This is a genomic window from Pannonibacter carbonis, assembly GCF_003012935.1.
In the GTDB taxonomy this organism is placed as follows: domain Bacteria; phylum Pseudomonadota; class Alphaproteobacteria; order Rhizobiales; family Stappiaceae; genus Pannonibacter; species Pannonibacter carbonis.
Genome location: NZ_PUDR01000002.1, coordinates 37,606 through 51,984, shown reverse-complemented (window position 1 = coordinate 51,984; position 14,379 = coordinate 37,606). Strand labels below are relative to the sequence as shown.

Genomic DNA, 14,379 nt, shown 5'->3' with positions numbered 1-14,379 from the left:
TCCAGCGTCTCGCCCGTGATCATGAGATCAGGCGCGCGCGTGCCGGAGTTCGGCCACTTCGGCCCGCAAGGCGCGCAATTCTTCGAGCACGAGTGTCGTCTCGGATTGCAGGGCCTTACGATCCTCCTGCGCCTCCTGTTCGTGCTCGTCCTGCATTGCCGAAACAATGATACCAACGAAGAGGTTCAACACGGTGAAGGCCGTGCACAGCAGGAACGGAATGAAGAAGATCCAAGCGTAGGGGTGGACTTCCATGACCGGACGCACAATGCCCATGGACCAGCTTTCCAGCGTCATGACCTGGAAAAGGGTGTAGGTCGAGCGGCCAAGATCCCCGAACCAATCGGGAAAAGTCGCGCCATAGAGTTTCGTCGCCATGACCGCAAAGACGTAATAGACCAGCGACATCAATACGATAATTGACCCCATTCCGGGCAATGCAGCCAGAAGGCCGCCAATCACCCGCCGCAGGGACGGGACGACCGAGATCAGGCGCAAGACGCGCAAGATGCGCAGGGCACGCAGCACCGAGAACGGCCCGCTTGCAGGCACCAGTGCGATTGCCACAATCGCGAAGTCAAACAGGCTCCACGGATCCTTGAAGAAGGACAGGCGGTGGGCGTAGAGCCGCATCAACAGTTCAACAACGAAGATCACGAGGATTGCCGCGTCGATGAAATGCAGTTGCGGACCAATCGCCGCCACCACCGTTCCGCTGGTTTCCAGCCCCAGCGTGACAGCATTGAAGACGATGACCGATATAATGAATGCTTCCCAACGACGGGACGAGGTAAGTGCGAGAACAGCGTCGCGCATGATGCAGTAAGCTCCAGGCCGAGAAATCGACGGCTGCACCGTGGCAAGGCGCTGCAGTTCGCGCAAGCGAAATTATGCTTTTTAATCAAACTCTAAGACGCTTGTTTCGGATGCAATGCACCGCCGCTACAGGGCCCCGGGCCTGCCCCTCTCCGGCAGCTTCTGGAAATCCTGCCACAGAGCTTGACTTCCGTCCGGCAAGCGGCGATCTATTGGCTCGCGCGGGTATGGTGAAATGGTATCATGCGAGCTTCCCAAGCTCTTGGCGCGGGTTCGATTCCCGCTACCCGCTCCAGTCCTTTTCCATCATTGGCCTGAAGACCAAGGGCGCAGCTTTACGTTGCGGCAGGGTTAAGCCTTTGTTGTCGATGCTTCAAAATTTCACAACTGCAGTAAGCTGCGCATAAGGCATTATGCCCCAGTGTTCTCCGCATGTGCATCGCGGCGGGGGACGCCAGACTATGACGACTTTGAACCTTGCATTGACGTCCAAGCTCCAGGCGACCTTGGGCAAGCCAGGTGCCTATGCTTACGCTGTCTACTTCGACACTGACGGAAACGCGCATTGGACGAGCATGGTTTCCAACGGCGCGGTCAGTTCCAACGGTTCCTATGCCATCGACCTGCCGACGCAGATGAACGGCGGCAAGATCTACTTCCTGATCCAGAGCCAGGACCCATCCGGCGCCCAGACCGATCTGACAACCGTTATAACGGAGCAGAGCCAGATCAACTGGGGTGCGGCAGCCCAGTATCAGTTCCGCTATGACAGCTTTGAGGTCACCCTTCTGGGGCAGTCCGGCGATGTCGGCAACCTGACTTCTGTCGAGGGCTTCGGCATCCCGATGGAAATCGAAGTGCCCTATGCGGACGGCACCACAGCTTCGCGCGGATATGCCGGGTCCGGGAGCGTGATGTTCTTGAACCTCAAGGACGCCAACGGTCAATCGCTCTACACATTTTCTGACGGTCCGCTGGCCGGCACCTATCGTGCCGCCATTTCGCCGGCCCAGTCGGTCGTCCAGCCCAGCGGCCAACAGCCCTACACGGCGTCAAGCTGGAGCGGCTACATCGATACGTTGAAGACAGGCGCGCCCGGTGTCACGGTGGCGGGTTTCTTCAACGGGGCCAAAGACGGCAACGGCGTCTATCACAAGGCGGGCTCTTTCGCCTACCAGTTGGAATGGGTAGCAGGCACTGACGGTGGCCAGGGGCATTTCTGGCTGAACCCCACGGCGACAAGCCAGATCAAGGGCCACATCAAGATTACGGCGGACGCCCTCGCCAACAGCATCTATTCCACGCTTGGCAATGTGGAGATCTACGCCGACAAGACCGACGCCACCGCCTACACGATCCTCAACTCCGGCTCGACGGAGATGAACACCGGCGCAAACACCCAATGGGGAGAGGTCCTGACGCAGTTCCTGACCGGCTTTACGGCCGGCTACTACGGTACGCTCGGACAGGCGCTCAACCCGTTCGTCAGCCAGACAGTGAACCTCAGCCACAATTGGAACTGGGACCCGACCTATGCCTTCAGCCAGAACCTGTCGGGTAAAGAGGCGCCCTTCCACGACTTCTACTCTCAGGTGTTCTTCAACCTCTCAAACTCCTACGGCTCCGGCTATTCCGACAACCTGATGTCGGCCTACGCCCAGGGCGGCCCGCTGATTTCCGTCTCGGAGTTTGCCAACGGCGCCTGGAAAAACGTCGACACCATCAATCTGACCCTGTTCGACGACAGCGAGACACCGGGCGGCTATGTCCAGCCGGTCATCTACAACTACATCGCCCAGGTTGGCGAAGTGGACTATGGCACCAAGCAGTTCTTTCCCGGGAGCTACAACATCCCCGCGTGGGAAACCGTGAACCCGTGCTCGATCACACTGAACTTCTTCAATCAGAACGCCATCCTCAAGGGCGACACGTCAATCACGCTCCGGATCTTTGATGGCACGGTGAATGGCGTGCCGTCCTTCCAGGAGGTCACGCTGAATGGAACCGGCGGCGACAGTCTCTGGCAGAACTGGACCATCTCGCAAAATGCGGCAACCGGGACATTTGTGATCAATCCCGTTCCCGATACGCCGCAAACCGCAGGCTCGATTGTCATCAGCAGCCTGCCAACGGTTCAGAACGGCATCGGCTGGTACCAGGTCGTCGTCGGCACGGGGGCAAGCGCGAAGACGTTCAACCTTTATACCAAGACCGAAGACGGGGTGTTTCTCAATCCGGGCGTTGCAATTCAGGCAGGAAGCCTGGCCGTGGACGGGCTTGCCCTCATCAGCCCGCAGAACTCGACGAACCAGACGATCGAGACCTTCGCAATCGACTTCCTCTACAGCGGCAGCACGACGCTCGATCCGGCCCTTCTGACCTGGAACACCGATCCTCTGCACGTCAGCCAGCAGCCGCTGGCAACCGCTCCCATCGCCGGCACGCTGCAAGGTGATGCATTCACCGCGCTTGACGGACAGACCAACCTTGTCAGCAACACGGTCACCAGCACGACCGCCGAAGTCGGCTTTGCCTGGACCGGAACCAATTCGGCAGCCGGAACTGCAAGCTGGATTTCCGGGACCACCAACAAGGTCAGTGCGGCCAATCTCGCCGCGCTTTCCTTCCAGCAGTCCGGCGTGAACGTCCTTGCTCCGATCTACGCGACAGGCGACCTCGACGGGATGTGGAAGACCAGCGCGGCACAGGCCCTGGGCAATGGAACCTACACGGTGACCGTCACGGAGATGCTCGCAGCCGGCAGCGGCATTGGCGCGGCGGTTGGCCCGGCCAGCAACGCACTGACACTGACCGTGAACGTGGCTGATGCCCCCATCGTCGGCAACACCGCCGGCAACGGGATCAAGATCGATCTCACCAGTGCACCGGATGCAGATGCAAGCTGGGTGCGCCTGGCTGCGGTTTCGGAAACCTCGGATACAGGGATCACTGTTCTCGTCTACGCGGTCGATCAGGCCGGCAACTACATCAACAAGGCTGGTGCAACCGGTGCCAACATGACGCTGAAAGATGCCATTCGCGGCAGCCTCGGGGCGGCGACGGATGACAATGGCAACACCCTGGCACTCGGTACGCAATCCATCCTGCTGCGCCCGGGCGAAGAACTGCGCTTTGCGCTGCTGTCCGGCAAAGACACAATCACACTCCAGCCGGACGCGGTTGTTACAGGGGCTTCCGCTGGATCGCTCACCGTCAACGTGGGCAATCTCACCCTTTCTGCAACAACCGACAATGATCTAAGCAGCGGCGCTCTGCTGGCTGATGCGCAACGGCGGACGGACCTGCCACTGCTGTATCTGGATCAGGGGCAAACGTTGGACCTCCTGTTGACCGGCAGCACGTCCCTGACCAACAGCCTTGCCTTTGTCAGGCTCGATGTCGATCTGAACGGGGCGGTGAGCCTCAACGGAATCAACATGAGCGAGGCTACAGCTTTCCGATCTGAAGTGGCCAAGTCGCTGGATGCGGGCGGAACGTTCACCTTCAAAGGCACCGAAACAGAACCCGTTTCGACAAGTTGGACGGTCGCGGGCAAGGGCGGCTACTATGCCCCGGTCCTGAAAAGCGGCACGCAAGAACTCTTTGTATTGGGCCTCGCCAACTCAGACGGAGCCGAACACATTCGCCTGTTGGGAGAAAACACCTTCGGCTTTGAGGACCTCACCATTGCGCAGGGTGGCGACTTTGACTTCAACGACCTGATCGTCGGGATCTCGAGCGGCAGCGGGTCCACATCGCAGATATTCGGCTGACCTTTGAGGTTGCCCGACCAGACAGCATGTCAATGAGCGCTACGACTGCCCGGCAAGGCCCGTTTGCGGGCCGTGCCGTGGGTTGTCTTGTGCCAGTGATGCGGGCGGATCACGAAATCCCAGATGGCGCGGTAGAAGGCGAGACTGGCACAGAGCCAGTAGAGCGGTATTCCGGCCACATCAATCAATCGCAGGGGTATGGCCCGCTTTCGCGCGGCGGTGATCCCGGCAAAGACGGTCGCGCCATAGCCAACGGTTGCTGTCAGGCTACTGAGGATGACGACCATTTGCCCGACAAGGGTCTCGGTCAGGGGTAAACCCCACAGGCCGAAGAGATAGCCGAACATAACCACAGTGAAAATCGGATGGACAGCCAGGGTCACCAGACTCCCGGCGATAAGGATGCCCATGGGGATGGTCTTGGCAAGACCGGCCTGTTTTAACAGGAGCCCCGGATCGCGCAGGTGAACGAAACAGGTCTGCAGCCACCCCTTGTACCAGCGCGCCCGCTGCGCATACCAGGACTTCCATGTGACCGGCGCCTCTTCATAGGTCGTGCTGTTGAGGGCCGCGCTGTCATAGCCGAAACGGGCGAGACGAATGCCGAGATCTGCATCTTCGGTCACGTTGTAAGGATCCCATCCGCCCGCTGCGATCAGGGCGGAGCGACGGAAATGGTTCGAGGTGCCGCCAAGCGGAAAGGCCCAGCCTTCAGCCGAAAACCAGGGGATCATCTGGTCGAACAGGATCGCATATTCCATCGCGAACTGGCGCGTGAAGAAACTGTCACCGGCATTGTCGATCGACAGGCTCGCCTGCAGACAGGCCAGTTTTTCAGGCGACGCACGAAAACGCTGCACCGCTCTCTTCAACTGATCCGGTTCCGGGCGATCCTCAGCATCAAAAATCGTGACGAACTCGCCTTTGGCCGCCGCCAGACCATAAGACAGGGCACGCGGCTTGGTTCGCGGATGGCCCTCCGGCACAACGACGACCTCCATATGGGAAAGCAAAAGGCCGCTGAAAGCGGCCTTTGTGTCGAGATCATCGCATTCGATGAGAAACTTGATGTCCAACTTCTCACCCGGGTAGTCGAGGCTTGCCAGCGCACTGACAAGCCCCGGCACCACCCCGGCTTCCCGGTAGAGCGGCACCAGGATGGTGTAGAGCGGCCACTCCTGCGCGACAGCCGGCAGGGCGGCAACACCGAAATGCGGCTCGATCCGGTCGCAGATGGCAAGAGTGCCAGCCCGAACCGCGCTGACGACCCTGCCATAGCCCGTTGAGATGCAACTGAGGCCAACGAGGAAGCTGAAGGCGAACGCCTGGGCCTCCAAAGGCAGGAGCAAGCCGGAAGCAAAGCCGGTGCTGAGCATCGACAAGCCGGAATACTGGCCCGGCGTAACCCGCTCGCGGGCGGACATCTCGGGAAAGCGCTGCTCGAGTTCACCAGCGGGTGCCTTGAGAACCGTGATGGCGATGCGCATTGCCGACGGGGTCGTGATGCGAATGCAACGTGCCCAGTCCGGATAACGGCCAAGGAGAGCCCGAAGTTCGAAGAGATCTTCTGCCGCCGGGGCGATGGCATAGATAGGCCGCCCGGTCTCGATCCCGATCAGCAGCGGACCTGCCTCCCCTTCACCGAACTGCATAACCACATCCCCGATCACCAGCGGACGAAACGACCCGTCTGGCAGGAACGGAACCGCGCATATCTCCGCCACAGCGCTGTAGTAGGTCTCTTCGGTAATCAGGGAATGCCGGAGAAGGTGGTGCGCCGGATTGCCGCCGTGATAGGATGCCATCAGGCAGGCCCAATCAACCATTGCAGCCGGAAACCCCCGTGCGACAAGAACCATCAATTCTGGCGCTACCCCTTCCGACGGACATAGCGGGATGCCGACATCGCCAGCAGGCATTGGCACAACCAGGGATGGTTCACGCCGCGAAGTGGGAAATGATCCGGTGCTTTCCAAACGCATGTGCTTGCCGAGCCTCCCCGATCGGTGTCGCCCAGATGCCTGGTGAACGTAACGGAATGTTAACCATCAACCGCCAGGTTCGCGCAATGGTTACATTATTTTTCTTCTCTCTTTTGGCGATTATAGTTAACTTTGAAGTTGCAGCATCTGCCGAAATGCCCTCTTCCGATTCCTCGACACGAAGCATCACCAACGACATCCCGAACTTCTGGGATCCGCGCAGCCTTATGGAGCGGCCGGCGGAGACCCCGGAGCGGATCGAATTCCTGTCGAACGATGACTTTCCGCCGTTTGCCTTCCGGGACACGTCAGAGCGCCTGACCGGCTTTCATGTCGACCTGGCCCGGGCCCTCTGCGAGGAGTTGCAGAGTTCCTGCAGTCTGCGCGTCAAGGCTTTCGAGGCCTTGGCCGATGCGCTGGAGGCGGACGAAGGCGATGCAGTGATCGCGGGCCTGGCCAAAACACCGGAACTTGCACGGCAGTTCAGCTTTACCGACCCATATCTGCGCCTGCCGGGCCGGTTCGTGACCCGACAGGCGCATGATGCTGGCCTGGATGGACTGCAATACGCCGGAACAGAGGTTTCGGTTGAGCGCGGGAGCCGCCACGCCGCCTTTCTCAGGGCGCGCATGCCAGACGTGGTGCTGAGGGAATATGATACCATTGCCGAAGCACGCGAAGCACTGCGGTCAGGTGACGTTGGTGCCCATTTCGGGGACGGCATGAGCCTGTCGTTCTGGCTGGGCGGTGCCGTTTCGGAAGGCTGTTGCATGTTCGTGCCCGGCCCTTGGCTGGAGGATGCCTATTTTGGCAACGGACTGCGCATAGCCGTCCGGCAAGAAGATGCCGTCCTTCTCGAGGCCCTGAATTACGGCCTTCGCCGGCTGCAGGAAAAGGGCGTCTACAACGAACTCTACCGACGCTATTTCCCCATCAGCTTCTTCTGAAGCCCGAAGCCGCGTGATTGCGGACCCGATCCTCCTCCGCTAGATCAGCAGGGACTGGGCCTGAGCGCAGCCTTCATCGACCATCCGTACCCCGAGCGAAAGCACCCTTGCATATGACCGAACTGCTGTGGACCCGCCCCGAGACGACCCCCGTCGCAACGCTTTTGTTCGCCCATGGCGCAGGAGCGGCGATGGACTCCAGTTTCATGAACCGAATGGCGGCTGCACTGGCGGAAAACGGGGTTGCAGTGGCCAGGTTCGAGTTTCCCTACATGGCGGCGCGCCGCGCGGGCGGAAAGAAGGCCCCGCCGCCCAAGGCCGAACTGCTCGTCAGCGCGTTCCAGACCGCCTTGCAACAGGTGATGCCGGAGGTCGAGGGAACTCTTCTCATCGGCGGCAAGTCGATGGGTGGCCGCGTGGCCGCCATGCTGGCGGGCGGTGCGTCCCTGCCTGGCCGGGTCAAGGGTGTCGCTTGCGTCGGCTATCCCTTCCACCCCACCGGCAAAGCCGATGTCTGGCGTCTGGAGCCTCTGGCCGCATGCCGCCGACCGGTCCTCATCACACAGGGCGAGCGCGACCCCTTTGGATCCGCCGCAGAGCTGGAAACCGTGGCGCTGCCGGACCAGGTCGACATCACCTATCTGGAAGACGGCAACCATGACCTCGGCCCACGCGGCCAGTCTCCCGCGACATGGGATGGCAACATTCACAAGGCTGCCGAGGCAATCGTGGCCTTTGCAGCCCGGATCGCCTGACCGCCGACGCCCTCGTCGCTCTTGCCGGCGGCTACTCCGCCGGCACGATCCCCTTGCCGGGTGATTGCCCCGCATCATCGCCCTCGCCCGCCAGCCTGCGACCAGGCTCGCTGCCCGGGTCGCTGTGGAACACGATGCGACCGATATCATGACCGATGACCAGCAGTGACGGAACCAGGAACAACACCAGAACCGTCGCCGTTCCCAGACCGAAGACGATGGTGATGGTGATCGGCAAAAGGAACTGCGCCTGGATATTGTTCTCGAACAACAGGGGCCCCAGACCGGCAATTGTCGTGAAGGACGTGAGGATCACGGCGCGCAGCCGATCGCAGCTTGCCAGCACAGCCGCCTCGCGGAACGTCGCCCCCTCCCGGATGCGCTCGTCAAAACGCGACACCAGGATGATCGCATTGTTGACGAGGATGCCGGATAGCCCGAGCAGGCCGATCAGGCTCATCATGGTCAGCTGGTAATCCATGATGTAGTGGCCACTCACAGCGCCAACCACGCCGAAGGGGATGATGGTCATCACCACCAGCGGCCTTGCATAGCTGGCAAATGTCGCCGCGAGGATTACATAGATCATAACCAGCGCCATGAGTACACCGACCCCAAGATCCCCCATGGCATTGGCCTGTTCTTCCGCCTTGCCGGCAAACTCATAGGCAAGCCCGTAGGTGTCTGCTAGCCGAGGCATGAACTCCTTTTCCAGTTCGGCCACGATTTCCGTATTCGACGTGATCTTGGTGTCGATATCCGCAACCACGCTGACAATTGTCCGCCCGTCGCGGCGCTGGATCACCGAGAAGCCCTGGACGTCCTTGAGGGCAACGACTTCAGTCAGCGGCACGAACTCACCGCTTGGCGCGCGCAGCAAGAGATCACGCAGCGCGTTCGAGCCCTGGCCATCAAAGCCCTGCCGGACACGAACGGTCACTTCCTCATCACCCTGGGCAAATTTCCGCGCGATTGCCCCTTCCACCGCATTGCGGACCTGACGGGCGGCCGTCTCGACCGTGAAGCCAAGCGCGCGGCCGCGCGGCGTCAGATGCATTTGCAGTTCCGGCTTGCCAAAGGGCAAATCATCGGTGACGCCAGAGGTGCCGGGATAAGCCGAGAGAGCATCCTGCAGTTCTGCTGCTGCCTGCTTCAGCCTGTGCAGCGGCGCACCGGACAACCGGATGTCCAGGTCTCTTCCTGGAGGACCGCCACGCGTCTGCGATATCGAGAACCGGGCCAGCCCCGGGATCTCGGGCAGGGCCCGGCGCCAAGCCTGCACGATGTCGGGCGTGCGGACGGTTCGTTCCTCCGAGAGGGTCAGTTGCACCGAGATCGAGGCCACATTGTCGCCCCGGTTGTTGCCGGCACGGCCAAGCAGGGCATAGCTTGCAGCCACAAGCGTCTCGCCATTGTCCCGCGTCAGCCGCTTTTCCGCCTCGTACAAGGCGTTTTCAATTGCCGCGACACCCGCAATGGCCTCAGCCTCCGGAATTCCGGCCTGGAAGAACACCTGGGCCTGGATGTTCTCAGATTCAGGAGATGGGAAGAACGTGAATCCGACACGCCCGCCACGTACCAAGCCCACAGTCAACAACAGGCTGCCGACCGCAAGCGCCAGAACAACATAGCGCCAATTAACCGCCAGCCTGACAAGGCCATGAAACGGGCGGTCGCGGAACCATCCGAAACCGGCATCAAAGCCGCGCCGGAAACGGCCAGGCTCCCGCAAGGCCGATGTACCCTTTTCGCCCGCTCGATGTCGCAAGGCGGTGAGGCCAGCCTCAATGGCAAGCGCGACCAAAAAGCAGATACCGATCACGACACCGGCAAACACCAGCAGCCCGGTTTGGGTCAGCATCGCGCGCAAAGGGTCGGCGAGTATAGCCAGGGACGGTGCCACGCTCATCTCCGGCCGTTCGGCCACGCCGATCAGGAACACTGCCGGCAGGCCCGCGACCAGGACGACACGCCACCAGCTCCAGCCGGACCGCGCGCCCAGCGAATGCGACAGATGCCCTGGCAGGACAAAAAAGCACTCGACCAGGGACGCCACGATGATGGAAATAACCACAACCGGGAGGGCCATCATGATCTGCCCGAGCACATCCCCGATCATCAGAATGGGCAAAAACGCCGCAATCGTTGTCGTTCCTGAAGCGATCACTGGCCAAAACATGGTGCTGGCACCGTTGATCGCGGCAATGTCCGGCGTATCGCCCAGAGCCAGGCGCGTCGCGGTGTGCTCCCCCACCACGATTGCGTCATCCACGATCACACCCAGCATCATGATGAATGCAAAGAGCGAGATCATGTTGATGCTCTCGCCAATCAGCCACATCAATCCGAGCGCCGCGCACACCGCGATAGGAATGCCGGTGGCAACCCAGAGCGCGATCCGCCCGTTCAGGAACACGTAGAGGATCAGCACCACCAGCGCGAGACCGCCGAGCCCGTTCTCGACCAGCAGCATGATACGCCCTGCAACCTGATTGGCGCGCACGTCATATTGCAGCAGTTCGAGCGTTGGCGGCAGAGTTGGGCGAACCTCCTCCAGATAGGACGTCAGGATCTGCGCCGCTTTCAGAGTATCTGTGTTTTCAAGCCGAAGGACCCGCAGTTCGATGGCACGGCCGCCCTTCGAGAACCCCTGGAACTCGCCATCATCAAAAGACCGGCTGACAGTTGCTATATCACCGAGACGGGTCTTCTCGCCGGATTCGAAGGCTTGCACCTCGATGGAACTGATCGCTTCCGGAGACTGGGCTTCAGCCACGGCGCGGATCTGGCGCTCGATTGCGCCGTTGAGATTGCCCGCAGGCAGATCCTGGGTGTTCTGCTTGATACGGTCGGAAATGTCAGAAATCGTCAGATCGAGCCGGCGCAATTCGCGTTCCGGGACCTCGACCAGATATTCCGGCGAGCGATAGCCATTAAAGTCCACACGGTCGATGCCGCGCGCCAGCAGGTCATCGCGGATCTTGCGGGCATAGACCTTCAGCGCATCCTCGGTAAACGGGCCACGCACGGCAAGAGTGGCAACAGCGTCCGTGAAGGTGGAGGCCGAAACAACCGGTGTCTCGGCCTCGTCCGGCAGCGTGGAAATGGCGGCCACCGCCTGTTCGACGTCCGACAATGCCTTGGGCATGTCGGCGCCTTCCTGGAACTCGAGGGTGATCGTCCCCGAGCCTTCGCGGGCATAGGCGGCAATTTCCTTGAGGGCGGTCAGGAACCGCAGTTCCGGCTCCACCACTTCCAGCACATTGCGCTCGACGTCCTCTGCCGACGCGCCGGGCCAGGCGATGCTGACCGTAATCCGGTCCGAACGGATGGTTGGAAAGAACTGCGTGTTGAGCTGGCTGAGACCGAAGACCCCGAACATCAGCATCACAGCCATCAAAAGATTGGCCGCATTCGGATGGCGTGCAAACCCGGCGACCCAGCTTGCTGCATCAGCGCGCATTTGAAGCCTCCGAACCCTGCGGACGTGCTGCAGCCGCATCCGGTGCGGCTGTTTCGCCGAGCGGGCGCACCTTGACGCCGCTGCCACCGCCGGCGATGCGGGTCGTCACAACAACATCACCATCCTGCAGCGCGCCAGAAACAATCACATGTCCCTGATCATAGGCTTCGATGCGAATGTCGCGCGGGGACATGCGACCATCATTGACCACATAGATCCGGCCATCTTCATAAACCGCCGTCTCGGGCACCCGGGCCGTTGCAGGGTAACTGCGGTCCGGAATGGAAATCTCGACGAAGGCACCGGGGCGCAGCGGCACGCCCCCCTCCGGCGTCACCACCCTGGCAAAGACATCGACACCGCCGCGGGTTCTGGCCACGTCGGCTCCTACCCGGTCCACATTCGCCTGGTAGCGAACAGGCTCGGTTCCCAGGACCCAGGAGACCTCCACCGGACGTCCGACAAGCGAGCCTGACTGGGCAATCAACCGGCCATACTGATTGTCGGACAGGGTGAAACGCACCTCCAGCTCGTCGCGCGCATAGAGCGAGGCGACCACATCGTTGACATTGATCAGCCGCCCGACCTGGGCCGCTTCACTGCGCACGACAGCATCAAAAGGAGCGAGCAGCACCGTGCTGGCCAGATTGCGCTCGGCCAGTTCGAGACGCCATTGCAGTCGCTGGATGACCGCAGCCTGTTGCTCGATGCCGGTTTCTTCCACCGCCAGGGTGTTGCGCACCTGTTCCTCGGCCTGTCGGCGCTGCGATACCAGCAGGCGGCGCTCGTCGAGCGCCCGTTCGGTCACTGAGCCACTTTGGCGCAACTGTTCGGCCCGCTCCAGGTCCCTTTCGGCGAATGCGAGCTGCTCACGGACCCGTTCCAGGCTGTCCCGCGACAGGGCAACACGGCTCTCGATCTCGATCTTCCGCGCTTCCGCTTCCTGAAGGTTGGCGCGCGCCTCCCGCACCGCGCCTTCAAAGTCAAACCGGTCCACGGCCACGAGTTCAGCGCCCTTGCGGATGCTGCCGCCGGCTTTCAGCTCCGGATTGACGGAAATGATCTCTCCGGCGACCAACGAGCGCAAGTCAACCTCACGCCCGGCCGTCACCTCGCCATAGAGGCGAATGGCAGGGGTGTGATCGGCCAGTCGAACGGCAAGGGTCTCGACAGCATAGCTTTGTTCCTGGGCCGGGCGTTTTGGCACCTCTGGCTTCGTCAGGACAAAATGCCGCATCCCCATCACGGCGCCAGCCAGCACCGCCAACGCCAGCAGGGACTGAAGCAGGGCCTTCAGCACAAGGACAGACCTTCCCCGTCCTGGCCGGGGAGCAGACAATTGAGTTTCGTCCTGATCCGGAACCTTGACGTCCCGCTTTGTCTCGACAGCCTGCAGCACGCGCAGCGCCTCCTTCATTCCCGTTATACAGCGGGAACAGGTGCGCTGGATCAGCCAAAACCCTGGCCGAACTGCTCAGGTCCAACTGAACAGAGTTGCCGGACCAAGGCAGATGACCTCATGGCAGTCTGCCGGCACACACAGGGTCTGCCGGACAAGCGACGCACACGCACCGTGATCTATCCCTCAAGTCACGGTAATCACGGGCACGGGTCAGCGGCAATCAGTCATTTGTCGCGATCTGTCGCAGCGATCAGACGGCCTCGGCCTTGAATTCATAGCGGGTGCTGCAGAATTCGCAGGTCACGACGATCTTGCCGTCTTCGACCATCTCGGATTTCTCGTCCTCGGAGAAATTGACGAGGATCGCCTCGATCTTTTCCCGTGTGCAGCGGCAGCGGTCGGCGATTGGTTGGGCGTCGAACATGCGGACGCCGCGCTCGTGGAACAGACGGAACAGCAGCCGCTCGACCGTGATCTCGGGATCGGTCAGTTCGTCGTCGCGCACGGTGGTAACGAGGCTCTTGGCCTCCATCCATGCGTCATCCTCATCGACCGCATGCGCCTCTGTGCCTTCCGGCATGTCGCCTGCGTGAAGATCGGCCTGCTTCATCCGCTCGGGTGCGTCGGGCAGGAACTGGACCAGAATGCCCCCTGCCGTCCACGCTTCACCGGGTGCCTGGCCCTCCCGGCGGGTAAACAGCCGCCCGACGGCCAGACGGACCTCGGTCGGGATCTGTTCCGAGCGCGTAAAGTAGCGCCGGGCCACTTCCTCAAGCGAGACACCATCCAGTTCGACCATGCCCTGGTAACGCTGCATGTGCTTGCCCTGGTCGATGGTCATCGCCAGGTGGCCGCGCCCGAGCAGCGTTGCCGGATCTGCGCTTTCGCCGATCTTCCCCGGCCCGAAAGCCTCAGCCTCATAACGGGCATAGGCGCGGATCGCGTCGGGGGCAGAGAAGTCAACCACCAGCATGGAGACCGGCCCGTCGGACTGGGTTTGCAGCGTGAAGCGGCCGTCGAACTTGAGCGCTGTGCCAAGCAAGGCAGTCAGGACGATGGCCTCGCCCAGCAACCGGGCCACCGGCGCCGGGTAGTCATGGCGATCTAGGATCTGGTTCAGCATCGGTCCGAGCGCAACCGCACGGCCGCGCACATCCAGCCCTTCAACAGTGAAGGGCCGGACAGCGTCCGATCCGGCGGCGGTCAGGCCATAGTCAGCGATGTCGAATGCCAAGGATCAG

General features: G+C 61.4%; 8 protein-coding genes and 1 tRNA gene. 4 read left to right on the top strand and 5 right to left on the bottom strand.

The annotated features are described in order from the left end of the window. Positions 1 to 27: 27 nt before the first annotated feature. On the bottom strand, positions 28 to 816 hold the full coding sequence (locus C8348_RS02505; protein ID WP_106751702.1) for an ion transporter: 789 nt from the start codon (positions 814 to 816) through the stop codon (positions 28 to 30). Between the two features lie 221 nt (positions 817 to 1,037). On the opposite strand from C8348_RS02505, the gene C8348_RS02500 reads away from it, so the two are divergent. Both C8348_RS02500 and C8348_RS02495 read left to right on the top strand, forming a co-directional pair. Further along, positions 1,038 to 1,111, top strand: a tRNA-Gly gene (locus C8348_RS02500). Positions 1,112 to 1,277: 166 nt separating this feature from the next. Continuing rightward, positions 1,278 to 4,589: a DUF4114 domain-containing protein gene (locus tag C8348_RS02495; protein WP_106751701.1), complete on the top strand. Its 3,312-nt coding sequence runs from the start codon at positions 1,278 to 1,280 to the stop codon at positions 4,587 to 4,589. Positions 4,590 to 4,618: 29 nt separating this feature from the next. Here C8348_RS02495 and C8348_RS02490 read toward each other — a convergent pair whose 3' ends face one another. Next, entirely contained in the window at positions 4,619 to 6,394 is a 1,776-nt protein-coding gene (locus C8348_RS02490; protein WP_208983490.1) for a glycosyltransferase family 2 protein, read from the bottom strand. 128 nt (positions 6,395 to 6,522) lie between these two features. Between C8348_RS02490 and C8348_RS02485 the strand changes: the two genes are divergently transcribed. Together C8348_RS02485 and C8348_RS02480 are read left to right on the top strand one after the other, a co-directional pair. Beyond that, positions 6,523 to 7,518, top strand: coding sequence for a transporter substrate-binding domain-containing protein (locus C8348_RS02485; RefSeq protein WP_208983488.1), 996 nt, complete (start codon positions 6,523 to 6,525; stop codon positions 7,516 to 7,518). A gap of 113 nt (positions 7,519 to 7,631) precedes the next feature. After that, positions 7,632 to 8,273, top strand: coding sequence for an alpha/beta family hydrolase (locus tag C8348_RS02480; RefSeq protein ID WP_106751698.1), 642 nt, complete (start codon positions 7,632 to 7,634; stop codon positions 8,271 to 8,273). Between the two features lie 31 nt (positions 8,274 to 8,304). Here C8348_RS02480 and C8348_RS02475 read toward each other — a convergent pair whose 3' ends face one another. From C8348_RS02475 to C8348_RS02465, 3 genes are all read right to left on the bottom strand, one after another. Further along, positions 8,305 to 11,736, bottom strand: coding sequence for an efflux RND transporter permease subunit (locus tag C8348_RS02475; protein WP_106751697.1), 3,432 nt, complete (start codon positions 11,734 to 11,736; stop codon positions 8,305 to 8,307). Continuing rightward, complete coding sequence (locus C8348_RS02470) at positions 11,726 to 13,135, bottom strand: efflux RND transporter periplasmic adaptor subunit (RefSeq protein ID WP_198646899.1); 1,410 nt, start codon at positions 13,133 to 13,135, stop codon at positions 11,726 to 11,728. Before C8348_RS02470 ends, C8348_RS02475 begins: the two co-directional genes overlap by 11 nt. 253 nt (positions 13,136 to 13,388) lie before the next feature. Further along, positions 13,389 to 14,372 (bottom strand): Hsp33 family molecular chaperone, encoded by a 984-nt coding sequence (locus C8348_RS02465; protein WP_106751695.1) that lies wholly within the window; start codon positions 14,370 to 14,372, stop codon positions 13,389 to 13,391. Positions 14,373 to 14,379: the final 7 nt, after the last annotated feature.

Coding starts and splice junctions, on each gene's coding strand:
- C8348_RS02505 (WP_106751702.1), bottom strand. CDS start 816: ATGCGCGACGCTGTTCTCGCACTTACCTCGTCCCGTCGTTGGGAAGCA.
- C8348_RS02495 (WP_106751701.1), top strand. CDS start 1,278: ATGACGACTTTGAACCTTGCATTGACGTCCAAGCTCCAGGCGACCTTG.
- C8348_RS02490 (WP_208983490.1), bottom strand. CDS start 6,394: ATGGCATCCTATCACGGCGGCAATCCGGCGCACCACCTTCTCCGGCAT.
- C8348_RS02485 (WP_208983488.1), top strand. CDS start 6,523: ATGGTTCACGCCGCGAAGTGGGAAATGATCCGGTGCTTTCCAAACGCA.
- C8348_RS02480 (WP_106751698.1), top strand. CDS start 7,632: ATGACCGAACTGCTGTGGACCCGCCCCGAGACGACCCCCGTCGCAACG.
- C8348_RS02475 (WP_106751697.1), bottom strand. CDS start 11,736: ATGCGCGCTGATGCAGCAAGCTGGGTCGCCGGGTTTGCACGCCATCCG.